Source organism: Amycolatopsis sp. WQ 127309 (assembly GCF_023023025.1).
GTDB lineage: Bacteria > Actinomycetota > Actinomycetes > Mycobacteriales > Pseudonocardiaceae > Amycolatopsis.
In genome coordinates this window covers 1693493-1712890 of the sequence record NZ_CP095481.1, presented here as the reverse complement: position 1 = coordinate 1712890, position 19398 = coordinate 1693493, and the positions used below count along the sequence as shown (strand labels likewise).

General features: G+C 70.8%; 23 protein-coding genes. 5 read left to right on the top strand and 18 right to left on the bottom strand.

The features are described 5' to 3' along the window. Window positions 1-24: 24 nt before the first annotated feature. Both MUY22_RS07585 and MUY22_RS07580 read left to right on the top strand, forming a co-directional pair. Window positions 25-819: an HAD-IIA family hydrolase gene (locus tag MUY22_RS07585; protein WP_247058495.1), complete on the top strand. Its 795-nt coding sequence runs from the start codon at window positions 25-27 to the stop codon at window positions 817-819. A gap of 37 nt (window positions 820-856) precedes the next feature. Then, window positions 857-1657 carry a metallophosphoesterase gene (locus tag MUY22_RS07580; RefSeq protein ID WP_247058493.1) on the top strand — a complete coding sequence of 267 codons (801 nt, stop codon included), beginning with the start codon at window positions 857-859 and terminating at the stop codon, window positions 1655-1657. Here MUY22_RS07580 and MUY22_RS07575 read toward each other — a convergent pair whose 3' ends face one another. From MUY22_RS07575 to MUY22_RS07520, 12 genes are all read right to left on the bottom strand, one after another. After that, a complete protein-coding gene (locus MUY22_RS07575; RefSeq protein WP_247058491.1) occupies window positions 1658-2032 on the bottom strand; it encodes a YccF domain-containing protein in 375 nt (124 codons plus the stop codon). Next, window positions 2032-2814: a PhzF family phenazine biosynthesis protein gene (locus tag MUY22_RS07570; RefSeq protein ID WP_247058490.1), complete on the bottom strand. Its 783-nt coding sequence runs from the start codon at window positions 2812-2814 to the stop codon at window positions 2032-2034. The genes MUY22_RS07575 and MUY22_RS07570 overlap by 1 nt, the downstream gene beginning before the upstream one ends. An 85-nt stretch (window positions 2815-2899) precedes the next feature. Then, on the bottom strand, window positions 2900-4378 hold the full coding sequence (locus MUY22_RS07565; protein ID WP_247058488.1) for a hypothetical protein: 1479 nt from the start codon (window positions 4376-4378) through the stop codon (window positions 2900-2902). A gap of 2 nt (window positions 4379-4380) precedes the next feature. Beyond that, window positions 4381-4866 carry a hypothetical protein gene (locus MUY22_RS07560; RefSeq protein ID WP_247058486.1) on the bottom strand — a complete coding sequence of 162 codons (486 nt, stop codon included), beginning with the start codon at window positions 4864-4866 and terminating at the stop codon, window positions 4381-4383. A 111-nt stretch (window positions 4867-4977) separates the two neighbouring features. Beyond that, window positions 4978-5538: a DUF3558 family protein gene (locus MUY22_RS07555; RefSeq protein ID WP_247058484.1), complete on the bottom strand. Its 561-nt coding sequence runs from the start codon at window positions 5536-5538 to the stop codon at window positions 4978-4980. Window positions 5539-5584: 46 nt separating this feature from the next. Continuing rightward, window positions 5585-6307, bottom strand: coding sequence for an ESX secretion-associated protein EspG (locus MUY22_RS07550; RefSeq protein WP_247058482.1), 723 nt, complete (start codon window positions 6305-6307; stop codon window positions 5585-5587). A gap of 33 nt (window positions 6308-6340) precedes the next feature. Continuing rightward, a complete protein-coding gene (locus MUY22_RS07545) occupies window positions 6341-7609 on the bottom strand; it encodes a helix-hairpin-helix domain-containing protein (protein ID WP_247058480.1) in 1269 nt (422 codons plus the stop codon). Beyond that, window positions 7606-8049, bottom strand: a complete 444-nt coding sequence (locus MUY22_RS07540) for a hypothetical protein (protein ID WP_247058479.1) — start codon at window positions 8047-8049, stop codon at window positions 7606-7608. Before MUY22_RS07540 ends, MUY22_RS07545 begins: the two co-directional genes overlap by 4 nt. After that, complete coding sequence (locus tag MUY22_RS07535; protein WP_247058478.1) at window positions 8046-8621, bottom strand: 4Fe-4S single cluster domain-containing protein; 576 nt, start codon at window positions 8619-8621, stop codon at window positions 8046-8048. Before MUY22_RS07535 ends, MUY22_RS07540 begins: the two co-directional genes overlap by 4 nt. Further along, complete coding sequence (locus MUY22_RS07530) at window positions 8609-8812, bottom strand: DUF2997 domain-containing protein (protein WP_247058476.1); 204 nt, start codon at window positions 8810-8812, stop codon at window positions 8609-8611. Before MUY22_RS07530 ends, MUY22_RS07535 begins: the two co-directional genes overlap by 13 nt. Before the next feature lie 8 nt (window positions 8813-8820). After that, window positions 8821-10449 carry an AAA family ATPase gene (locus MUY22_RS07525; RefSeq protein ID WP_247058474.1) on the bottom strand — a complete coding sequence of 543 codons (1629 nt, stop codon included), beginning with the start codon at window positions 10447-10449 and terminating at the stop codon, window positions 8821-8823. A gap of 84 nt (window positions 10450-10533) precedes the next feature. Continuing rightward, window positions 10534-10995 (bottom strand): VOC family protein, encoded by a 462-nt coding sequence (locus MUY22_RS07520; RefSeq protein WP_247058472.1) that lies wholly within the window; start codon window positions 10993-10995, stop codon window positions 10534-10536. 90 nt (window positions 10996-11085) lie between these two features. On the opposite strand from MUY22_RS07520, the gene MUY22_RS07515 reads away from it, so the two are divergent. Next, window positions 11086-12744, top strand: coding sequence for an AMP-binding protein (locus tag MUY22_RS07515; RefSeq protein WP_247058469.1), 1659 nt, complete (start codon window positions 11086-11088; stop codon window positions 12742-12744). 153 nt (window positions 12745-12897) lie between these two features. Here the strand turns inward: MUY22_RS07515 and MUY22_RS07510 are convergent, their stop codons facing one another. Together MUY22_RS07510 and MUY22_RS07505 are read right to left on the bottom strand one after the other, a co-directional pair. Then, window positions 12898-13866 carry a R2-like ligand-binding oxidase gene (locus MUY22_RS07510; protein ID WP_247058467.1) on the bottom strand — a complete coding sequence of 323 codons (969 nt, stop codon included), beginning with the start codon at window positions 13864-13866 and terminating at the stop codon, window positions 12898-12900. Window positions 13867-13900: 34 nt separating this feature from the next. Beyond that, window positions 13901-14485 (bottom strand): TetR/AcrR family transcriptional regulator, encoded by a 585-nt coding sequence (locus MUY22_RS07505; RefSeq protein ID WP_247058465.1) that lies wholly within the window; start codon window positions 14483-14485, stop codon window positions 13901-13903. A 106-nt stretch (window positions 14486-14591) separates the two neighbouring features. Here MUY22_RS07505 and MUY22_RS07500 point away from each other — a divergent pair, with 106 nt between their 5' ends. Further along, window positions 14592-15215 (top strand): HAD family hydrolase, encoded by a 624-nt coding sequence (locus MUY22_RS07500; protein WP_247058463.1) that lies wholly within the window; start codon window positions 14592-14594, stop codon window positions 15213-15215. Between the two features lie 56 nt (window positions 15216-15271). Here MUY22_RS07500 and MUY22_RS07495 read toward each other — a convergent pair whose 3' ends face one another. Continuing rightward, entirely contained in the window at window positions 15272-15508 is a 237-nt protein-coding gene (locus MUY22_RS07495; protein WP_247058461.1) for a hypothetical protein, read from the bottom strand. Between the two features lie 133 nt (window positions 15509-15641). On the opposite strand from MUY22_RS07495, the gene MUY22_RS07490 reads away from it, so the two are divergent. Continuing rightward, window positions 15642-16031, top strand: a complete 390-nt coding sequence (locus MUY22_RS07490) for a cold-shock protein (RefSeq protein ID WP_247063725.1) — start codon at window positions 15642-15644, stop codon at window positions 16029-16031. 7 nt (window positions 16032-16038) lie between these two features. Here the strand turns inward: MUY22_RS07490 and MUY22_RS07485 are convergent, their stop codons facing one another. From MUY22_RS07485 to MUY22_RS07475, 3 genes are read right to left on the bottom strand one after another with little or no spacing between them, the layout of a single operon-like run. Next, window positions 16039-16524, bottom strand: coding sequence for a DUF2771 family protein (locus MUY22_RS07485; RefSeq protein ID WP_247058459.1), 486 nt, complete (start codon window positions 16522-16524; stop codon window positions 16039-16041). A gap of 10 nt (window positions 16525-16534) precedes the next feature. Beyond that, a complete protein-coding gene (locus tag MUY22_RS07480) occupies window positions 16535-18586 on the bottom strand; it encodes an MFS transporter (protein ID WP_247058456.1) in 2052 nt (683 codons plus the stop codon). 38 nt (window positions 18587-18624) lie between these two features. Continuing rightward, entirely contained in the window at window positions 18625-19395 is a 771-nt protein-coding gene (locus tag MUY22_RS07475) for a glutaminyl-peptide cyclotransferase (protein ID WP_247058454.1), read from the bottom strand. Between the last annotated feature and the right edge of the window lie 3 nt (window positions 19396-19398).

The window sequence follows — 19398 nt, the reverse complement described above, 5'->3', positions numbered from 1 at the left end:
TCGCGCGCGTGATAGGTTTCGCGCATGGATGAGCGCCGGTGGACGTATCTCTCCGACATGGACGGCGTCCTGGTGAAGGAGGAGCACCTCGTTCCCGGGGCCGACGAGTTCCTCGCCGAGCTGAAGGCGAACGGCATCGGCTTCCTGGTGCTGACGAACAACTCGATCTACACCCCGCGTGACCTGCGGGCACGCCTGGAGCGCACCGGGCTCGACATCCCCGAAGAGGCGATCTGGACCTCGGCGCTGGCGACGGCGAAGTTCCTCTCGTCGCAGCGGCCGAACGGCACGGCGTACGTCATCGGCGAAGCGGGCCTGACGACGGCGCTGCACGAGGTCGGCTACGTCCTGACCGAGCGCGACCCCGACTACGTCGTGCTGGGCGAGACCCGCACCTACAGCTTCAGCGCCATCACGCGGGCGATCCGGCTGATCGAGGGCGGCGCGAAGTTCATCGCGACCAACCCGGACGCGACCGGCCCGAGCGTCGAGGGATCGATGCCCGCCACCGGTTCCGTCGCGGCGCTGATCGAGAAGGCCACCGGGCGTTCGCCGTACTACGTCGGCAAGCCGAACCCGTTGATGATGCGCTCGGCGTTGCGCCGATTGGGTGCCCATTCGGAGTCGACGCTGATGATCGGCGACCGGATGGACACGGACGTGCACTCGGGCATCGAAGCCGGGCTGCAGACGATTCTGGTGCTCACCGGCATCTCCACCAGGGAGTCGGCCGAACGCTATCCGTATCGGCCCACTCTGGTGCTCGACTCCATCGCCGACCTGATCGGGAAGACGACCGACCCTTTCGGGGAAGGCTGATCGAGACCCCGTCGCGAGCAGGGCTTATCGTCACCGGATGAGCAACTCCACATTTGTGGTGGGCGACGTGCATGGCCACCGGGACGAACTGGCCGAAGCACTGCGCGCCGAGGGGTTGGTGGACGACGAAGACAACTGGTCAGGGGGCGAGGACCAGCTGTGGTTCCTCGGTGACTTCGTCGACCGCGGGCCGGACGGCGTGGGCGCCATCGACCTGGTCATCCAGCTCGAAGCGCAGGCGGCGGAAGCCGGCGGCCAGGTCCAGACGCTGCTGGGCAACCACGAGATCCTCGCGCTGGGCATGTACCACTTCGGCGACCAGCCGGTGCCGTCCGACTTCGGGCCGCGCAGCTTCGCCCGCAGCTGGGAGATCAACGGCGGCCTGCTGTCGGACCAGGACCGGCTGACCCCGGAGCACATCGAGTGGCTGACCGCCCGGCCCCTGGCCGCGCTCGCCGCCGACCACCTGCTCCTGCACTCGGACACCCTGGAGTACCTCGACTGGGGCGATTCGGTCGAGGCGATCAACGCCTCCGCCCGCGAGATCCTGCTGGGCTCGGACATCGAGTCGTGGTGGGACGTCTGGCGCCGGATGACGACGCGTTACGCGTTCCGCGGCCCGGAAGGCGAGGACAACGCCCAGAAGCTGATGGACGCACTGGGCGGCTCGCGCATCATCCACGGGCACAGCGTCATCGCCGACCAGCTGGGCATCCACCCCACGCAGATCGAGGGCCCGTTCCTCTACGCGGGCGGCAAGGCCCTCGGCGTCGACGGCGGGCTGTTCGTCGGCGGGCCGTGCCTGGTGGTGAAGCTGCCGTACGAGCCGGAGTCGTGATCAGGGGAGCTCGACGATCTCCTTGCCGAGCGGCATCAGGGACACCGGGATCATCTTGAAGTTCGCCACGCCCAGCGGGATGCCGATGATCGTGACGCACAGCGCGATGCCCGTGAACACGTGCCCGATCGCCAGCCACAGCCCGGCGAAGAGGAACCAGATCACGTTGCCGACGAAGGACGGCGAGCCCGCGTCGCGGCGGTCGACGACCGTGCGGCCGAACGGCCAGAGCGCGTAGCGGGCGATCCGGAACGACGCGAGCCCGAACGGGATCGTGACGATCAGGATGCAGCAGACCACGCCCGCGGCCAGGTAGCCCAGCGCCATCCAGAAGCCGCACAGCACGAGCCAGATGATGTTCAGCAGCGTGCGCATCAGACGTGCAGCTCCCCGCTCACGACGGTCACGGCCTGGCCGGACAGGTGGACCCGGTCGCCGTCCTGGCGGGTCCGGACGATGCCGCCGCGCGCCGACACCTGCGCGCCGGTGAGGTCGGTCTTGTTCAGCCGCCCGGACCAGTACGGCGACAGGATGCAGTGCGCCGAGCCGGTGACGGGATCTTCGTCGACGCCGACGCCGGGCCCGAAGAACCGGCTGACGTAGTCGATGCCGTCGACGTCACCCGCGGCCGTGACGAGCAGCCGGCCCTTCCAGGTGGCCTTCAGCTCTTTCAGGTCGGGCTCGAGGGTGCGGACGGCCTCGGCGTCCGGGAGGACGGCGAAGAGGTTCTCGACGCCGCGTCCGGTCCGCTCGATCTCGACGCCGGGCAGGATCGCGCTGAGGTCGTCGTCGGACGGCGCGGGCGGGTCGGAGGGGAAGTCCAGCTCGACCCAGCCGTCGGCGGCCTTCGCGCGCAGTTCGCCGCTGAGGGTGGCGTAGACCTGCTCGCCGCCGAGGACGTGCGTGGTGGCGACGGTGGCGTGCCCGCACAGGGCGACTTCGGCCGCCGGCGTGAACCACCGCAACGACTTCGCCCCATCGTCTCCGCCCTCGCCGCTGTCTCCGCCGACGACGACGAAGGCGGTCTCGGAGTGCCGCATCTCCGCGGCGACGGCCTGCATCCAGGCGGGCTCGGCGGGCGCGTCGAGGAGCACGACCCCGGCGGAGTTCCCGGCGAAGGCCTTGCCGGTGAAGGCGTCGACGATGAAGAAGCGCATGCTTCCACTGTATCCAGGGCTTTTGGGCCCGTGTGGTGACGCTTTTCTCGCTTTACCAGGGCAACCCCTTAGGGGTCCTGGGGGGTCAGGCTTCGCCGATGGTCGGCCGGACGATCTTCTCGCCGTCCGGTCCGCGTTCCGGCTTGAGGTCGAAGATGTCTTCCTCGAGCTGGATCTTGTTCTTGTGTTCCTTGTCGTCTTCCTTCTTCTTGCCCGCGCCGGCCCCGGCCGCACCGGCGCCCCCGGCCTTCCCCTTGGCCGCGGCGGCCGCGGTCGCGCCGCGTTCGAGCCGTTCACCGGTGCCCTTGGCGCCCGTCTTGCCGCCTTCGCCCGCGGTTTCCTTCGGACTCCCGGTGGCGCCGCCGCCGGACACCCGCGACCCGGCGAACCCGCTCCCGGCGCGCCCGGCCCCGGACTTGCCGCGCGTGATGTCCCCACCGCTCCCGCCGGCGCCGGCCGTCCCGCCGGGCATGGCGAGGCCGTCCGGCCCCATCCGCGGGAACGCACTCGCGGCGGGCGCGCCGCGGAAGCCGGAGTTGCCGCCGCCGAAGCCACCGGCGTTCCCGGTGCCGCTGGTGGCCCCGGGCGGAACGAACGTGCTGGGCGGTGTCGCCCCGGGAGGCGTGGTGCCGCCGGGGGGCGCGAAGCTGCCGCTGGTCCCGCCGGTGCCCCCGGCGCCGCCGCCGACTCCGCTGAAGCCGCCTGTCCCACCGGTGCCGCCTGAGCCGCCGATGGTCGGGGTGCCGGTGAAGCTGGTGCTGCTGGTCCCGTGGAATCCGCTGGCGGTGGTGCTGTCACTCGACCCCAGCTGCGGCGGCGGCGAGTAGGTCGGCTGGGTGCTGGCGGTCTCGTGGTAGGTGCCGTCGAGGCCCTGGAGAACCTGCACGGCCTGCTGGTGCGCGGCGTCTGCCTGCTGCTGCTTCGCGGCGACGCCGTTCATCGTGTTCGCCCCGCCGATGAGATCACCGGCCTGGTACTGCTTGGTCGCTTTGTCGACCTCGGCCTGCTGGTTGAACCCAGTGGGCTCAGGCATGTTCTTCTGCGCATAATCAGCGGCGGCCGCCTGCTGCGAGTAGCGGTTGGAGCTGAGCTGGGCGGCGTTGGCCGTATCGGCGGTGTAGGTGGCGGTGTTCTGGAAGAACCCATGAGCCTGCGCGGCCCCGGAGCCCTGCCACTGCACTTCACTGGAGTTGACGGCGTCGTTCGCGGCGTTGGAGACGTCGGCCAGCCAGTTGCCGAGCTTGTTGGCCACCCGGCCGCGGTCGTCCAGATCCCCGGGATTCATGTTCTCGTGGACCATGTTGTAGAGGTCTTCATGACTGCTGGCGGGGTAGTTCTGCCCCGGCGCGGGCGCATCCCCGCGGGTGGCCCGATCGTGCAGCAGCTGCTTGCCCTGCTCGACGGAGTACTGCGCGGCCTGGTTCTGCGTCTGCGGCGTGACACCGTCCCGGGCATCGCCCTGGTCTTCGGCGCCGAAGTGGTGCACGTTCTGCTGCAGCTTCTGCTGCGTCTGGGCGTAGAAGTCGCTTTCGTACTGCCGATGCCCGGCGTGCTCCTGAGCCATGGTCACTCGCCCCCACGAAGCTTGGCGAAGGTCTGACTGTGGGCGTCCTCGGTCTCGCTGTAGTTCTTCCGGGCGATGGTGAGGGCCTCTTTGACCTGCTGAAAGCCCTTGATGAGCAATTCCAGGTTCGGGACGAGCGAATCATGGTCGCCGGTCGCGACCTTCACGTTGAAGGTCGCCACCTGTTCGGCGTACTGGCTGGAACCCATCTGAGGCTGCCTGGCCAGGATCTGCAGCTCGTATTCGATGCCGCGGTAGCCGTCGATGAACTCGTCGCAGACCTTCGTGTACTTGTCGAGGCCGGCCTGGTTGATCGCGAAACCGCCGCCCATAGCCAGGTTCTTGAGTCCTGCGGCACCCTCGTTGAGGCGCTTCGCCCCTTCCGGGTCGGCAGGGGTGTTGAGGAGCCCCGACAGGAAGCTCGAGCCTGCGTCGCCCGATGCCGGGGCGGCGATCGGCTGGTCACTGAAACTCGCGTCCGAGCTCATTCAGGCTCCCCTCCCGTCGAGCGACACTCTGGGTGCTCGCGCCCTACTGTAGTAGTGACAAGCGACCGGCGGCAGGGGTGACAGCCGGACGTATGTCACTCGGTCGTCCGCTCAGGTGTTGGGCGGGAGCAGCTTCTCGACCTTCACCGCGATCGCGGTCACCCGCTCGCAAGCCTGGTCGGTCGGGCTGTTGCCGGACAGCGACACGAGTACTCGCGAGTTCGGCTTGACCTCGATAGTGATGACGCACTGACCCGCGGCACCGATCGGATCGCGTTCGATGATCGCGTTGCGGGGACCGACGTGGCCTCGCGAAGTCTTCGACGGATCCGGGATGCTCTGGTCGTAACCGGCGTTGTCCTGCAGGGCGACCCCCACGTTGGCGTCTCCCGGCTTGTTCGACGCGCAACTGCGGAGGCGATCGGCCGCTGACGGCTGAGCAGGAGGAAAGTCCTGGCCGGCCAGGACCTGGTCGACGACCGTGCAGGCGTTCATGGCCGCGAAGGGGTTGTCGCTGTTTCCACTGCTCGGCGCGGGCGTGGACGCTTGGCTTGTCGGCGTGTCCGCGGCCTGCGGGGTGCCCCCGACCTTGCTGTCGCAGGCACTCACCACGAGGGCGAGCAGGACCAGGCTGGTGAGGGCGGCTCGACGTCCGAAGCTCGATCGGGTCACGACCTGAACACTACGGGTAGGCCGCTCGGCCGCGCGAGGACGCGGGTCACCGGCCCGTCGTGTCCGCTATCCGCTCGTGCAGCCACGCCCTCAGGTGACCGCCGTCCGAAGGGACGAACCGCAGGCGGGTCTCGTCGCCCGGCAACGGCTCGGTGAACGTCAAGTACCGGCCGCCGTCCGAATCGAGGAACGTGACTGTTCCCGCGGGGCGCAGGGCGGACTGGCCGTGGCGGGTGGACAGTTCGAACGTGCCGTGGCGGTGTGGGGGCCACGTTGCGAACGGGGCCAGTGCGTCCCTGTCCCGCGTGCTCGGTGCCTGGCCCGTGCGCTGGGTGATCGTCACCGGCGGCAGGGGGACCGGGCCATAGCGGGGGAGGATGCCGATCAGGGCGTCGACCAGGTGGTCCGGGCGGATCTGGACGAAGTTGACGCCGCCGGTGACCAGTTCCGAGTAGACGCCCAGGCCGTGGCCGATCGTTGCCCGGTACAGGACCTGCCTGCCGTCCGCTATCTCCGCCGCCCGGACGATGATCAGGATCTCCGGCTGGGTCCACGACCGCAGCGTCTGCTCGACCTCGATGTCCAGTTTGTCCGGGCCCGCCAGCCCACGAGCGCGGAGGGCGTCCCACGAAGCCGCCGCCAGACGGGCGTTTTCCTCGAGGGTGTGGCCGGCGCTGCGGATCTCGAACGGGTGCCAGTTCGCCGGGAGACCGGTTCGCCGGACCGCGACGTCGACCTCGTTCAGCCCCAGGGCGAATTCCTCCGGCACGATGCCGAGCGTAGCGGAACCGCCACCGGGCGCTCAGATGTCCAGCTGCCGCACGCCCGTCTCGCGCTGCGCGACGCCCGCCACCTGACCCGCCGTCGCGCGTCCCCGCAGCCGGACTATCTCGTGCGGCTGCAGCCCCACCGCCACGCCGAACGCCTCCACGTCCGCGAAACCGCCCTGACGCCGGCGCAGCTCCAGCGCCTCGTTCACCCGCTCCGGCGTCATCCCCGGGAGCCGCGCCAGGTCTGACGGAGTCGCCGCGTTGACGTCCACGAGCGGCACCGGCAGCGGGGCAGAAACCGAAGGAAGCGGCACCGGAGCAGAAACCACGGCAGGCGGTGGCGCCAGAACCGGCGCGTCGACCGGCACGTACGTCTCGACGACGTCGTTCTGCCGCACCTCGCGCGTCGCCAGCCCCAGGGTGAACACGCCCGTCCCGGCCGCCGTGCGCATCGCGACGCCGCCCCTCGCCACCGACAGGATCCGCAGGTCGGTCACGATGACCGTGCTGCGCTCGTTGAACGTCGTGCCCACCGGGCGCAGCAGCCGCGCCCGCGTGCCCACCGTCAGCAGGTTGTTCGTCCGCCCCTCCGGCACCTCGACCGCGGCCACGACCGAGCCGGTGCCCAGGTCGCTGACGCCGTGGACGTGCGCGGTGCCTTCACGACGTTCCAGGTAGTCGTGAGACGGCTCTTCGTACGCCGTCAGCGCGTCGCCGGCCATCGGTGGGACGTCGCACTGGAAGCCCAGCAGCACCGTGCCCACCTGGCCTGCCGGCAGCTCCGGCAGCGGCCCGGCCGGGCCGAACAGGCCCAGCGCCCGCATCGGCTGGCCGACGGGACGCCCACCGCGGAACAGCCCGGTCAGCGCGCCGAACCGCAGCACGCCACGGTCCGGGCGCACCTGCACGTGGAAGCCCGTCAGCTGGTCGTACGCCGGCGCGAGCACCGCGGCGACGCCCGCGTGCCGGCTCGTGTCCGGCCCGATCGTGTCGTCCGTGTACAGCTCCAGGGCGTCGCCGGGTCCGAGGTCGGTGCGCCCGACGGCGACGAAGACGTCCTTCAGGAACCCCGCGTCGGTCACCGGCTCGACATCGCTGGAGAAGAACTTCTTCCGCACCATGATCCCGAGGCGCAGGTTGTCCGCGAGGATCCGGTCGGCCCGCTTCAGCCGCGCGCGGGCGCCGCGGACCGCCCGGCCCGCGCTCACCTGGCCGCCCGGCAGCTCGCCGAGGCCGGGCAGGGCGACGCTGGCGTTGAGCGCCTTGCCGAACTCGATCAGCCCGACCCTGACCTCGGTCACGACGTGGCGGCCAGCGTGACGCTGATCGACTGGTCGGCGTTGGTCCGCTCCGACTCGACGCGCATGCCCGACCGCGCCGCGCGCTCCTTCAGCCGCGTGAGGACCGCGCGCTGCACCTCGGCGCCGTACGCCTCGTCGACGGACAGCACGAGCCGCTCGGCCTCGGCGGGCGTCAGGCCGGGGCCGTCGACGTGCGCCACCTGGACGCCGTCCGGGCCGTAGCCGAACGCGATCCGCCGGCCCTCCCACGCACCGGCGACGGTGGCGCCGTCGTCGGTGACCTGGGCGCGCAGCCCGGACAGCGCGCGGGCGAGCAGATCGCGGTGCCGCATCCGGGTCCGCACGACGACGACGCCGGGCTGCGCCTGCGCGTGCGCGGCGACGGTGGCGGCGTTGAGCTGGGCCAGCGCTTCGCTGCGCAGCTTGAGCGTGACGCTCATCGGTGATCCCCTTCGAGCAGCGCTTCGAGTACTTCGGTGGTGGCGAACCCGTTCAGTTCCACGGATCCGTCGGTGGCGATCCGCAGTTCGAGCCGGTTCGGCGTGGTGAAGATCGACTCGTCGTACCGGTCGGTCAGGAAGTGGAACCGCTGGTTGACCGAGCCGACCCACGGCCGTGACGTCTCCTGCCGGTCGGCCAGATAAGGCCCGTCCACCAGCAGATCCGTCGCCTCGAGCAGCTTCGACGGCGGCAGGTCTTCCAGCACGCGCCCGGTGAACGTCATCACCGAAAGCCCTTCCGCGCGCACGGCGGAAGCGAACGCGCCCAAGGGTTCCGGCTGGTCGAACGGCTCGCCGCCGAGCAGCGTGACGCCTTCGATGCCCTCGACCGCCAGGACGCGCGAAGCCAGCTCCTGCCACGGCAGAAGCGTGCCGCCGCGGGTCGTCCACGTCTGCGGGTTGAAGCAGCCGGGGCAGCGCACCGAGCAGCCCTGGGTCCACACCGCGCACCGCAGGCCGGGCCCTTCGGCGGCGGTGACGTCGACGATCCGGTGGAGGTTCAGGAGTTCCATTGCGTCTGCTGCTGCGAAGCCGTGTTCTCCGCCTGCGCGGACGTGCGCCGGTAGTCCTCGGTGAACTCCGACGTCTCCGTCTCCGCGCCGAGCAGGTCCTCCAGCAGCGGGATGTAGTCGAGGCACTTCGAGCCGGTCACGCCGTGGGTTTCGGCGCTGATCGAGCCGTCCTTGGCGATGGTCACGGTCACCCGGTGCGTCATACGTCGATCGCCCTTCCCCTCGATGGCTCCGGTCGTGGCGGCGCCGCGATGGTCTCCGCGGCGGTGTGATCGACGTCGTTGTCCGTGGCGGCCACCGCGCGGGTCTCCGCCCACTGCCGGATGGCCAGGATCTCGTCGGCCTGCGTGACCGACAGCGGCACGGTGGACTTCACCGCTCGCACCAGGTCGTCCCGCCGCAGCGGGCGCTTCTCGGCGAACGCGTCGACGAGCCCGGACAGCACGGCCTGCTCGATCTCCGCGCCGCTGTAGCCCGCGCTGACGTCGGCGAGCTCGGCGTACAGCGCGTCGTCCACCTTCAGCTCGCTGCGCACGAAGTCGTCGGTGACGCGCTTGTTGAGGTGGATCCGCCAGATCGCGGTGCGCTCCGGCGTCGAGGGCAGGTCGACGAAGAAGATCTCGTCGAACCGGCCCTTGCGCAGGAACTCCGGGGGCAGCGAATCGACCTGGTTCGCTGTCGCCATCACGAACACCGGCGCGGTCTTCTCCTGCATCCAGGACAGGAACGTGCCGAACACGCGCCGCGCGGTGCCGCCGTCGCCACCGCCGCCCGCGCCGGCGAGGCCCTTCTCGATCTCGTCGACCCACAGCACGCAGGGCGCGATGCCCTCGGCGGTGCGGATGACCGTGCGCATGTTCTTCTCGCTGGAGCCGACCAGGCCGGCGAAGACCCGGCCCAGGTCCAGGCGCAGCAGCGGCAGCCGCCACATGTTCGCGACGCACACCGCGGACAGGCTCTTGCCGCAGCCGGGGACGCCGGACAGCAGCAGCCCCTTCGGCGCGGCCAGGTTGTAGGCGGCCGCGGCGGGCGTCCAGGTGCCGGTGCGCTTGGTCAGCCAGCGCTTGAGCCGGTCGAGGCCGCCGACGGCGTCGAAGCCCGTCTCCGCCGGGACGATGTCGAGCATCCCGGACCGGCGCACGGCCTGGCGTTTCTCGGCGAGGATCAGCTCGAGGTCGCTGGGGTCGAGGCCGCCGCCCTCGACCAGCGCCCTGGCGAACGCGTTCTCGGCCTCCGGCAGCGTCAGCCCGCGCGCGGCGGCGACGATCATGTCGCGGTCGTCCCGGTCGATGCTGATCCGGACGTGCTGGCGGTGCGCGGCGACCATGCCGTCGAGCAGCTCGCCGATCTGCTGCCGGTCGGGCAGCGGGAACTCGACGACCGTGGCGTCGTGCTCCAGCTCCGGCGGCACGGGCAGCGACGGCGACACGAGGATCAGGCTCAGCGGCACCGGCCGGGTCTTGAACGCGGCCGCCAGCTCGCGCAACCGCCGCACGACCTCGGGGTCGGGCCGGTGCCCGCCCTCGGAAACCAGCGATGGGTGCAGGTCGGCGAAGACGAACACAGCGGGCTCACCCCAGCCGTAGACCCGCTCCAGCGCGGCGGACGCGGTGCGCGTGTCGGCGATCGGCGGGCCGCCCGCCGGGGCCAGCCCGGTGGTCGACGACCAGACGTACACCCGCCGCGGCGTGCGCAGCCGGGCGCTGTCCTCCGCGACCGCGCGGATCTCCCGCACCACCCGCTGCTCTTCGTGCGTTTCGACGACCAGCAGCGGGTAGCGCGCCTGCAGCAACTGGGTCAGCTCGTCGCGAAACCCCTGGCCGGTCATCGATCGCCCCCTCGATTCGGGTCCGGATGCTACCAGCGGCCCGGGCCCGGAGCGGATCATCCGCCGAATCCGTCTACTGTGGACTCACTTGCCGAGCCACGTGCTGCCGAGGTCGGTGTGCGCCGGGTCCATGTCGATCGACGCGGGGTCGTCCGGCAGCCGCGTGTACAGCCGGATCGCCAGGCCGTCCGGGGTGCGCAGGTCGACGAGGTGACCGGCGAAGCCGGCCAGGACGGGCGAGTGCGCCACGCCGGCGGCGTCGAAGTGCCGGACCCAGTCCTCGAGCGCGGCGCGGTCGGCCACGGCGAACGTGACCGGGTCGTACCCCTCGGTCGCCTCGGCCGCCTCCGGCCACTGCCGGAGTTCGACGGGGACGTCGAGACCCGGCAACCGCACGATCACCCCGAACAGGACGCCGTCGTGGTCGCGGTGGTCGAAGTCCGGCAGGCGTTCCGCGCCCAGCGCGGTGCGGAACCAGGCGAGCGTCGCGGCCAGGTCGGTCGCCGGGAACTTCAGGTGGTGTACGCCGGTGAAGGTCGGGCTCATGTCCTCGAGCGTAGGAGGCGACGGCGTTGGCGCACTGAGCTGGGGTTTCCTAGACTGCGGTCGCAGTCACCGCAGACTTCAGGAGGCACCATGCCTGACGCGCCCGCCCGGCCGAGCTACGCCTCGGGGATCTCCGAGGTCCCGCTGCTCGGGGACACCATCGGCGACAACTTCGATCGGACGGTGGCGGCGCACGGCGACCGGGACGCCCTGGTCGACCGGTTCGCCGGCCGCCGGTGGACCTACCGCGAGCTGGCCGCCGAGGTGAACGCGCTGGCGCTGGGCCTGGTGGCGCAGGGCATCGGCAAGGGCGACCGGGTCGGCATCTGGTCGCCGAACCGGGCCGAGTGGACGTTCCTGCAGTACGCGACGGCCAAGATCGGCGCGATCCTGGTCAACATCAACCCGGCCTATCGGTCGCACGAGCTGGAGTACGTGCTCAACCAGGCCGGGATCCGGCTGCTGGTTGCGTCGGACAAGTTCAAGACGTCCGACTACCCCGCGATGGTCGAGGAAGTGCGCGAGAAGTGCGCGCGGCTGGAGCACGTCGTGCTGCTCGGCGGCGAGAGCTGGCAGGCGCTGATGGACGCCGGCCGGCGGGGCGACCCGGCCGCGCTGGCCGAAAAGCAGGCCGCGCTCTCGGCCGACGACCCGATCAACATCCAGTACACGTCGGGCACGACCGGCTTCCCGAAGGGCGCCACCCTCAGCCACCACAACATCCTCAACAACGGCTACTTCGTCGGCGAGCTCTGCAACTACACCGAACACGACAAAGTCTGCATCCCGGTGCCCTTCTACCACTGCTTCGGCATGGTGATGGGCAACCTGGCCTGCACCAGCCACGGCGCGTGCATGGTCATCCCGGCGCCGGCGTTCGACCCGAAGGCGACGCTCGAAGCCGTCGCCGCCGAGCGGTGCACGTCGCTCTACGGCGTGCCGACGATGTTCATCGCCGAGCTGAACCACCCGGACTTCGCGAGCTTCGACCTGTCGTCGCTGCGCACCGGCATCATGGCGGGCTCGCCGTGCCCGGTCGAGGTGATGAAGCAGGTCATCGACCGGATGGGGATGGCCGAGGTGTCCATTTGCTACGGCATGACCGAGACGTCCCCGGTGTCGACGCAGACGCGCTCGGACGACTCGGTCGAGCGCCGCGTCTCGACGGTCGGGCGGGTCGGGCCGCACCTGGAGAGCAAGGTCGTCGACCCGGAGACCGGGCTGACCGTGCCGCGCGGCGTTCCGGGTGAGCTGTGCACGCGCGGGTATTCGGTGATGCTCGGGTACTGGGAGCAGCCGGACAAGACGGCCGAGGCGATCGACGCGGCCCGCTGGATGCACACCGGCGACCTGGCGGTCATGGACGACGACGGCTACGTCAACATCACCGGCCGCATCAAGGACATGGTCATCCGCGGCGGCGAGAACCTGTACCCGCGCGAGATCGAGGAGTTCCTGTACACGCACCCGGACATCCTCGACGCGCAGGTCATCGGCGTCCCGGACGAGAAGTACGGCGAAGAGCTGATGGCGTGGGTCCAGATGCGCGAAGGCGCTTCGCCGTTGACCTCGGAGAAGGTGCGTGAGTTCTGCGAAGGCAAGCTCGCGCGCTACAAGATCCCGCGGTACGTGCACCTCGTCGACGAGTTCCCGATGACGGTGACGGGCAAGGTCCGCAAGGTCGAGATGCGCGAGAAGTCGATCACGTTGCTGGGCTTGGAGTCCGCGGCGGCCGCGAAGCACGCCTAAACCGCGCGGAACGCTCGGGCGTTGCCCCTTCGCAAGTGCCGCGAAGGGAGGCCGAGCGATGATCATCCTCGCCTGGGACTGGTGAGCTGAAACGCCGTGAAGGGCACCTTCAGGGACAAATAAGCCCTGAAGGTGCCCCTCACGGCACGCGCGTCAGGAAACGGCGGCCGCAGCCTCGGCAATCGCCTTCTCGTCTTCCTCGCCGAACGTGTCTTCCAGCTGTTCCGGCGAGTAGTCCAGGTCGATCTGCTCGACCGGCATCCCTCGCGCCGACTCGATCGCGCCCAGCCGTCGCTGCGCGCGGTCCGCCGCGTACTGGATGATCTCCTCCGGGTCGTTGTCGAACGGCACTTCTTCGAACTGGTCCTGCACCCACTGGATCATGTCGAGCGCGTGGGGGAGCAGCTCGCCCATCCGCTGCTGCACCGCGTCCCACAGCGAGTCGTCCGCGGCGACGTGCCGCCGGCAGGTGAACGTGCCCCACGCCATGTGGCGGCGTTCGTCGTCGCCGATGCGGCGGACCAGTTCCTGCATGCCCGGCAGGATGTTCTGCTGGGTGCAGATCAGCTGCCACGAGTAGTACCCCGTCAGCGCGAGGCTGCCCTCGATGACGTGGTTGTACGTCACGCTCGCCCGGATCTGGTTGAGCGGGCTGGGATCGTCCTCCAGCGCCCGCAACGACTGCGGCAGCTCTTCGTAGAACAGCTTGCGGTAGTGCGGGTTTTCGGCGACGTACGGGTGCAGGTCCTCGGTCAGCCCGACGGCGTCCATCCAGCGCCGGAACACTTCCGTGTGCTTGGCTTCCTCGAAGCAGAACTGCGTCAGGTACATCTCGTCGCCGAACCGGCCGGTCGCCGACATCGCCCGCATGAACGGCTGGATGTCCTCGGTGACGGCTTCTTCGCCCGCGATGAACTGCGCGACCAGGTACGTCGTGCTTCGTTGCTGTTCGGGGTTGAGCGTGTCCCAGCCTTCGCGTTCGCGGCTGAAGTCGAGGTCCGCCGGGTTCCAGAACTTCTTGTTGCCCTTGACGAACAGCCGCAGCGGGAACGAGTCCCAGTTCAGGCCGCCCTTGCGCAGTGAGGAGAAGCCGGTCCGCAACTCCGGGAGCGTGTCGGTCATCGTGTCACTCCATTGTGGACGAAACAGGGGACGATCAGGGGACGAAGTGCCGGATGGCGGGTTCCATGACGGCGGTGACGGCGTCGGCCGCCTCCGTCGCCGTGTGCGTGGGGAGCACGAGGTGCGACAGCGAAAGCCGCACGACGGTCTCCGCGAGCAGGGCGGCGGACTCGGCCGACAGCCCCGGCTCCAGTTCGAGGTAGTGCTCGGCCGCCAGTTCGGCGGCCGCGGTCAGGATCGGCTCGCCCTTGGTGGTCAGCAGGGGAAGCAGGTCTTCGCCGGCTTCGGTGCCGAGCGCCGCCGCGACCAGGCGGTTCTCCCGCGCGTGCTCGATCGTGTAGACGACGCCGCGGTGGATGCCGGCCAGCAGGCCGTCCGCCGTCTCGAACCGCTGCCGGATCCCGTCGAGGAACTCCGCCGCGGTGCGCAGCGCCACCGCCTGGGCCAGCGCCGCCTTGTTGCCGAACTCGTTGTAGACGGTCTGCCTGCTCACCCCGGCCCGGGCCGCGACGTCGGCCATCCGCAGCGCCGCGTAACCCCGGTCCGGCAGCAGGTCCCCGGCCGCGTCGAGCAGCGCTTCGCGCAGGGACGCCTTGGTCCGGTCAGTGAAGCTGGTCACACTCTCACCTTGACACAGATCGCTCCGCTGTCAAGACGCTGTACATGATCGGTTCGCGTGTACAAACCGTGGGAAATCTGTCGGTGGTGGCAGCTACGGTGCTGGTGTGGGCATCACGGTGGGCTTCGACCTCGACATGACACTGATCGACGCGCGGCCGGGCATGGAGGCGGCGATGAACAGGCTCGGCGTCGAGGCCGGCCTGCCGCTCGACGGCGCGGCGTTCGCGGCCAACCTCGGCCCGCCGCTCGACGACGCCCTGCGCGGCTTCGAGGCGCCCGAAGAACGCATCCCGGGCCTGATCGACCGGTTCCGCGCGCTGTACCCGGACATGGTCGTGCCGAGCACGGTCGCGCTGCCGGGCGCGGCCGAGTCGCTGCGCGCGGTCCGGGCCGCGGGCGGGCGCACGCTCGTCGTCACCGGCAAGTACGCGCCCAACGCGCAGCTGCACGTGGACGCGCTCGGCCTGGACGTCGACGAGGTCGTCGGCGAGCTGTGGTCGACGCGGAAGGCCGAGGCGCTGCTGGCGCACGATGCGCGCGTGTATGTCGGAGATCACGCCGGCGACGTCCGGGGCGCGCTCGCCGCCGGGGCGATCCCGGTCGGCGTCACGACGGGTCCGTGCGATCGCGCCCTGCTGCTGCGCGAGGGTGCCGAAGTGGTGTTCGACTCGCTGACGGAGTTCCCCGACTGGTTCGAACGGACCTTCGCCGGGAGCGTGGTGCCCTGACGCTACTCCATCCATGCCCCCGCCGCCGCCCTCAACGGAGCAGCGGAGCTGCGCTGTTACTTCTTGGCGCGGGCCTCGCGGACCAGCGCGATCAAGCCCAGCAGCAGGCCCAGCGGCGTGATGATCCCGGCGGCGGCCGACAGCCACACCGGCAGGTTCTCCAGGCCGGCGGCGAACATGATGAACACCGCCAGCACGGCGAGCATGCCGAGGCCGAAGAGGCCGATGCCGATCCGCATGAGGAACGGTTTACCGGGGGCGGCCACGGCGGCCTCCTTTGTCGCGGTCGTCATGGGGCAAAGGGTATCCGCCGTTACCGACTTCTCCCCAGGGCATGTGGCGAGATACCCTTTCAGGAGCGCGCCCTGGGTACGCCCACCGGGCGCGTTCGTCGTGAGCGGGACAGCAGAAGGATTGGTGAGGGAAGTGCCGACCGGCAAGGTCAAGTGGTACGACGTGGAGAAGGGCTTCGGTTTCGTCACGCAGGACGACGGTGGCGCCGACGTCTACATCCGCAAGGCCGCGCTGCCGCAGGGCATCGAGGGGCTCAAGGCCGGACAGCGGCTCGAGTTCGGCGTCGCCGACGGCCGTCGCGGGCCGCAGGCGCTCTCCGTCCGGCTGATCGACCCGCCGCCGTCCGTCGCCGAGGCCCGTCGCCGCCCGGCCGAGGAGCTGCACGGCCTGATCGAGGACATGATCAAGCTGATCGAGCTGAAGGTGCAGCCGGACCTGCGGCGCAACCGCTACCCGGACAAGAAGAACACCAAGCAGATCGGCGAGATCATGCGCGCCGTGGCCCGGGACCTCGATCCCTGAGCCGGCGTCACGCCTGCGGCTGGTCGAGCCGCAGGCCCCAGACGTCGCTGGGCAGCAGGCCCGACTCGCCGGTGTCCGCGCGCAGCACGGCCGTGTACCGCTGGACGTCGACCGCCGAGATGCGGTCGGCGGGCGTCGGCGGCGTGACCGTGTACGCGTAGCGGTCCAGCGAGGTGAACGGGATCGGGTCGCTCTGCTTGAACTCGCCCTGCGGGGTCACGTACTCGTAGACGATCTGCCACGGCGCGTCCGCGACCTCGCCGGGCACCGAGACCTGCACCGGCTTGCCCGGCCGGATGCGGAGCGTCTGCGTCTGGCCGTTGGCGCTGCACGGCTGCGCGAGCTGCTGCGAGTAGTCGCACGTCAGCACCGGCGTGGTGTTGATGGTGTGGCCGTCGGCGTAGAAGGTGACCTCGGCCGGGCCGGGCGCCGAGCAGCCGGCCACCGCGAACCCACCGGCCGCAAGCAGGGCCACCACCCGGGAACGTCGCATGTGCCGGAGCCTACCGGCGGGCCCGCGGGTCCCCGGGCAGGCCCTGGGCCGGGAAGCTGCCGGTCGGCTCGGGGCGCAGCGGGCGGTCACCGCCCAGGCCCGGCACGAGCGAACCGCCGCGGCGCACCAGGTAGGTCTGGGTCAGGCCGACGGCCAGGACGACCGTGATCACCAGGAAGCCGATCCAGTAAGTCGGCGGCAGCAGCAGGCCGGCGCCGCCACCGAGGCACCACGCCAGCTGCAGCACGGTCTCCGAGCGGCCGAACGCCGACGCGCGCGACTCCTCGGGCAGGTCCTCCTGGATCACGGCGTCGAGGCTGATCTTCGCCAGCGCGCTGGCCGTCGCGCCGACCAGGCCGACGATCGCCGCCGTCGCCAAGCCGGGCAGCACGGTCGCCACCAGCGCGGCCAGCACGCAGCTCGCCACGCACGCGACGATCACCTGGTCCGGCGAACCGAAGCTCAGCCGCGAGCCCAGCGCGTTGCCGAGGAACCCGCCGGCCCCGGCCGCGACGCCGATCACGCCCAGCAGCAGCAGCTGCATGAACGGGGTGTGCCCGGTGCCCTCGGTCTGGGCCTTCACCGCGAACGCGGCGAACATCATCAGGAAGCCGGTGAGCACGCGCACCGAGCCGTTGCCCCACAGCGCGACGACGATGTGGCGGCCCAGCGGCTGACGTCGTTTCTTCTCGGTCGGGTGCGCCGAAAGCGACGTCGGGACCTCGCCCTCGGTCGCCTCGACCCAGGCCGGGATCCGCATCGACTGCACGGCCGCGGCGACGCAGATCAGCGCCGTGAACCACAGCGCGCCCGCCGAGCCGGTGATGGCGTTGATGCCGCTGGCCAGGGCGCCGAACGTGCCCGCGGCGATCAGGCCGAACGTGGTCAGCCGGGCGTTCGTCTTGGACAGCGTGATCTCGGACGGCAGCACCCGCGGCGTCACCGCGGCCTTGAGCACGGTGAACGACTTCGAGAGCACCATCATCCCGAGCGCGGCCGGGTAGAGCAGCCAGTCGTCGAAGTGCAGCGCCATCACGACGGCCATCAGGCCCTGGCCGACCGACGACGCGCACATCGCCAGCCGACGGCCGCGCTGCACCTTGTCGAGCGCGGGCCCGATCACCGGCGCGACCAGCGCGAACGGCGCGATCGTGATGAGCAGGTAGAGCGCCACCTTGCCCTTGCTCTCGCCGCTGGTCGCGGCGAAGAACAGGGTGTTGGCCAGCGCGATCGCCATCGCCGCGTCGCTGGCGTAGTTCAGCATCACGGCGTAGGTCAGCGAGGTGAGGCCGGACTTCTCGGCGCCGTCGGCCTTCGTCGCGCGCTGGAAGGCGCCGACGGCCTGGCCGGTCAGCTGCCGCCCGCGCATCGCCGCCACGCGCGTGACGGTGATCTTCTTCGGCAGCTTCGGCGTGCCGCCGGGAGTGCGCGGCTCTTCCCGGGGCACCGGTTCGGGCTCGGGCGGGCGCGGCTCGCCCGCGTAACCACCGGTGTCGTAGTGCTCGTACTCGCCGCTGCCCGGGTGGTATTCGCCCTGGTAGAAGCTGCCCGGCGGGGCCGGCTCGCGGCGGACCTGCTCGGTGCGGTTCGGGTCGGCGCGGTTCGGGTCGTGAGCCGGGTACGGCCGGGCGCCACGCGGCGGTGGCGGTGGCCGGTGCCCGGTCGGCGCGGCGGCGGTCGGGGCCTCGTTCGCGTCCGGGACGCGGGGTGCCTGGTCGTAGTACCCACCCGGCGGCTCGCGCCGGGGCGGCGCCTGGCGGGGTGGCTCTTGCCGGGGCGGCTGGGGTCGTTCCGCGTACTGGGGATCGACGCGGGCCGGGTTCGCGGGCGGCGCCGCGGGGCGGTCGACGCGAGTGGGGTTCGCGGGCGGGGCCGCGGCGCGGTCGACCCGGGTGGGGTTGGCGGCCGGGCGGTCGGCGCGTGTCGGCGCGGCGTCCCGCCAGGAGCGGGCCTGGGCCGCGCCCGGTTCCGGCGTCCAGCGTCGCTTGCTCTTCCGGCCGCGCTGACCCGACCGGCCGGTGCGTGCGCCGTCGGAGCCGGAGCGGGAGCCGAAGAGTGCCACGCCTCAATCCTGCCTTACCCGAGGCCGGTTCCGCCTGCTCATCCGTGCGTTGGCGGGACGAACCTCACCCGGAACGTGACCGGCCACTGCTTGCCGGCCAGCAGGAACTCGTCGGTCCCCGGGACGGCGGCGATCCCGTTGAGCACGGCTTCCGGGTCGGTCACCTTCGCCTGCGCACGCAGCTGACCTGCGTCGATCGTCGCGGTGACGTGCCCGGTGGCGGCGTCGATCCGCAGGATGGTGTCGGTGTGCCAAACGTTTGCGTAGACGTCGTCGCCGACGCACTCCAGTTCGTTGAGCTGGTCGCGGCCGACGTCGACAGTGCCGGTCACGGCGAAGGTCTTCGGGTCGCGGAAGGTCAGCCACGAGGAGCCGTTGCTCATCACCAGCCGGCCGTTGTCCTGGTGGCACAGCCCCCAGCCCTCGCCCTGGAACGGCACCCGCCGCAGCTCGGCGAGGGTCTTCGTGTCGCGTTCGATCGCGAAGCCGTCCTGCCAGGTGAGCTGCCAGAGCGTCGGGCCGAGGATCGTGACGCCCTCGCCGAACAGCGGCGACGGCAGGTTGGCTCGCTGGTTGGCGGGTCCGCCGGCGGGTCCGGCGGTCAGCTGCGACCGGCCGGCGAGGCCGGTGCTTTCGTAGAGCGTGCTGCCCGCGAACTCGAGGCCTTCGGTGAACGCGGCGGGGTCGTGCGGCAGCGTCGAGACCACCTGGACCGTGAGTTGTTCCGGGCCGGACGGCGTGGCGGGAGTGCCCGCGCAGCCGCCGAGCGCGGCGGCCAGCAGCAGCGTGGTGAGGATCGGCGTGCGCACGTA

What these genes read in the sequence shown, in the direction of transcription:
- MUY22_RS07585 (WP_247058495.1), top strand. Translation starts at nt 25, where the DNA reads ATGGATGAGCGCCGGTGGACGTATCTCTCCGACATGGACGGCGTCCTG.
- MUY22_RS07580 (WP_247058493.1), top strand. Translation starts at nt 857, where the DNA reads ATGAGCAACTCCACATTTGTGGTGGGCGACGTGCATGGCCACCGGGAC.
- MUY22_RS07575 (WP_247058491.1), bottom strand. Translation starts at nt 2,032, where the DNA reads ATGCGCACGCTGCTGAACATCATCTGGCTCGTGCTGTGCGGCTTCTGG.
- MUY22_RS07570 (WP_247058490.1), bottom strand. Translation starts at nt 2,814, where the DNA reads ATGCGCTTCTTCATCGTCGACGCCTTCACCGGCAAGGCCTTCGCCGGG.
- MUY22_RS07565 (WP_247058488.1), bottom strand. Translation starts at nt 4,378, where the DNA reads ATGGCTCAGGAGCACGCCGGGCATCGGCAGTACGAAAGCGACTTCTAC.
- MUY22_RS07560 (WP_247058486.1), bottom strand. Translation starts at nt 4,866, where the DNA reads ATGAGCTCGGACGCGAGTTTCAGTGACCAGCCGATCGCCGCCCCGGCA.
- MUY22_RS07540 (WP_247058479.1), bottom strand. Translation starts at nt 8,049, where the DNA reads ATGAGCGTCACGCTCAAGCTGCGCAGCGAAGCGCTGGCCCAGCTCAAC.
- MUY22_RS07535 (WP_247058478.1), bottom strand. Translation starts at nt 8,621, where the DNA reads ATGGAACTCCTGAACCTCCACCGGATCGTCGACGTCACCGCCGCCGAA.
- MUY22_RS07525 (WP_247058474.1), bottom strand. Translation starts at nt 10,449, where the DNA reads ATGACCGGCCAGGGGTTTCGCGACGAGCTGACCCAGTTGCTGCAGGCG.
- MUY22_RS07520 (WP_247058472.1), bottom strand. Translation starts at nt 10,995, where the DNA reads ATGAGCCCGACCTTCACCGGCGTACACCACCTGAAGTTCCCGGCGACC.
- MUY22_RS07515 (WP_247058469.1), top strand. Translation starts at nt 11,086, where the DNA reads ATGCCTGACGCGCCCGCCCGGCCGAGCTACGCCTCGGGGATCTCCGAG.
- MUY22_RS07510 (WP_247058467.1), bottom strand. Translation starts at nt 13,866, where the DNA reads ATGACCGACACGCTCCCGGAGTTGCGGACCGGCTTCTCCTCACTGCGC.
- MUY22_RS07495 (WP_247058461.1), bottom strand. Translation starts at nt 15,508, where the DNA reads ATGACGACCGCGACAAAGGAGGCCGCCGTGGCCGCCCCCGGTAAACCG.
- MUY22_RS07485 (WP_247058459.1), bottom strand. Translation starts at nt 16,524, where the DNA reads ATGCGACGTTCCCGGGTGGTGGCCCTGCTTGCGGCCGGTGGGTTCGCG.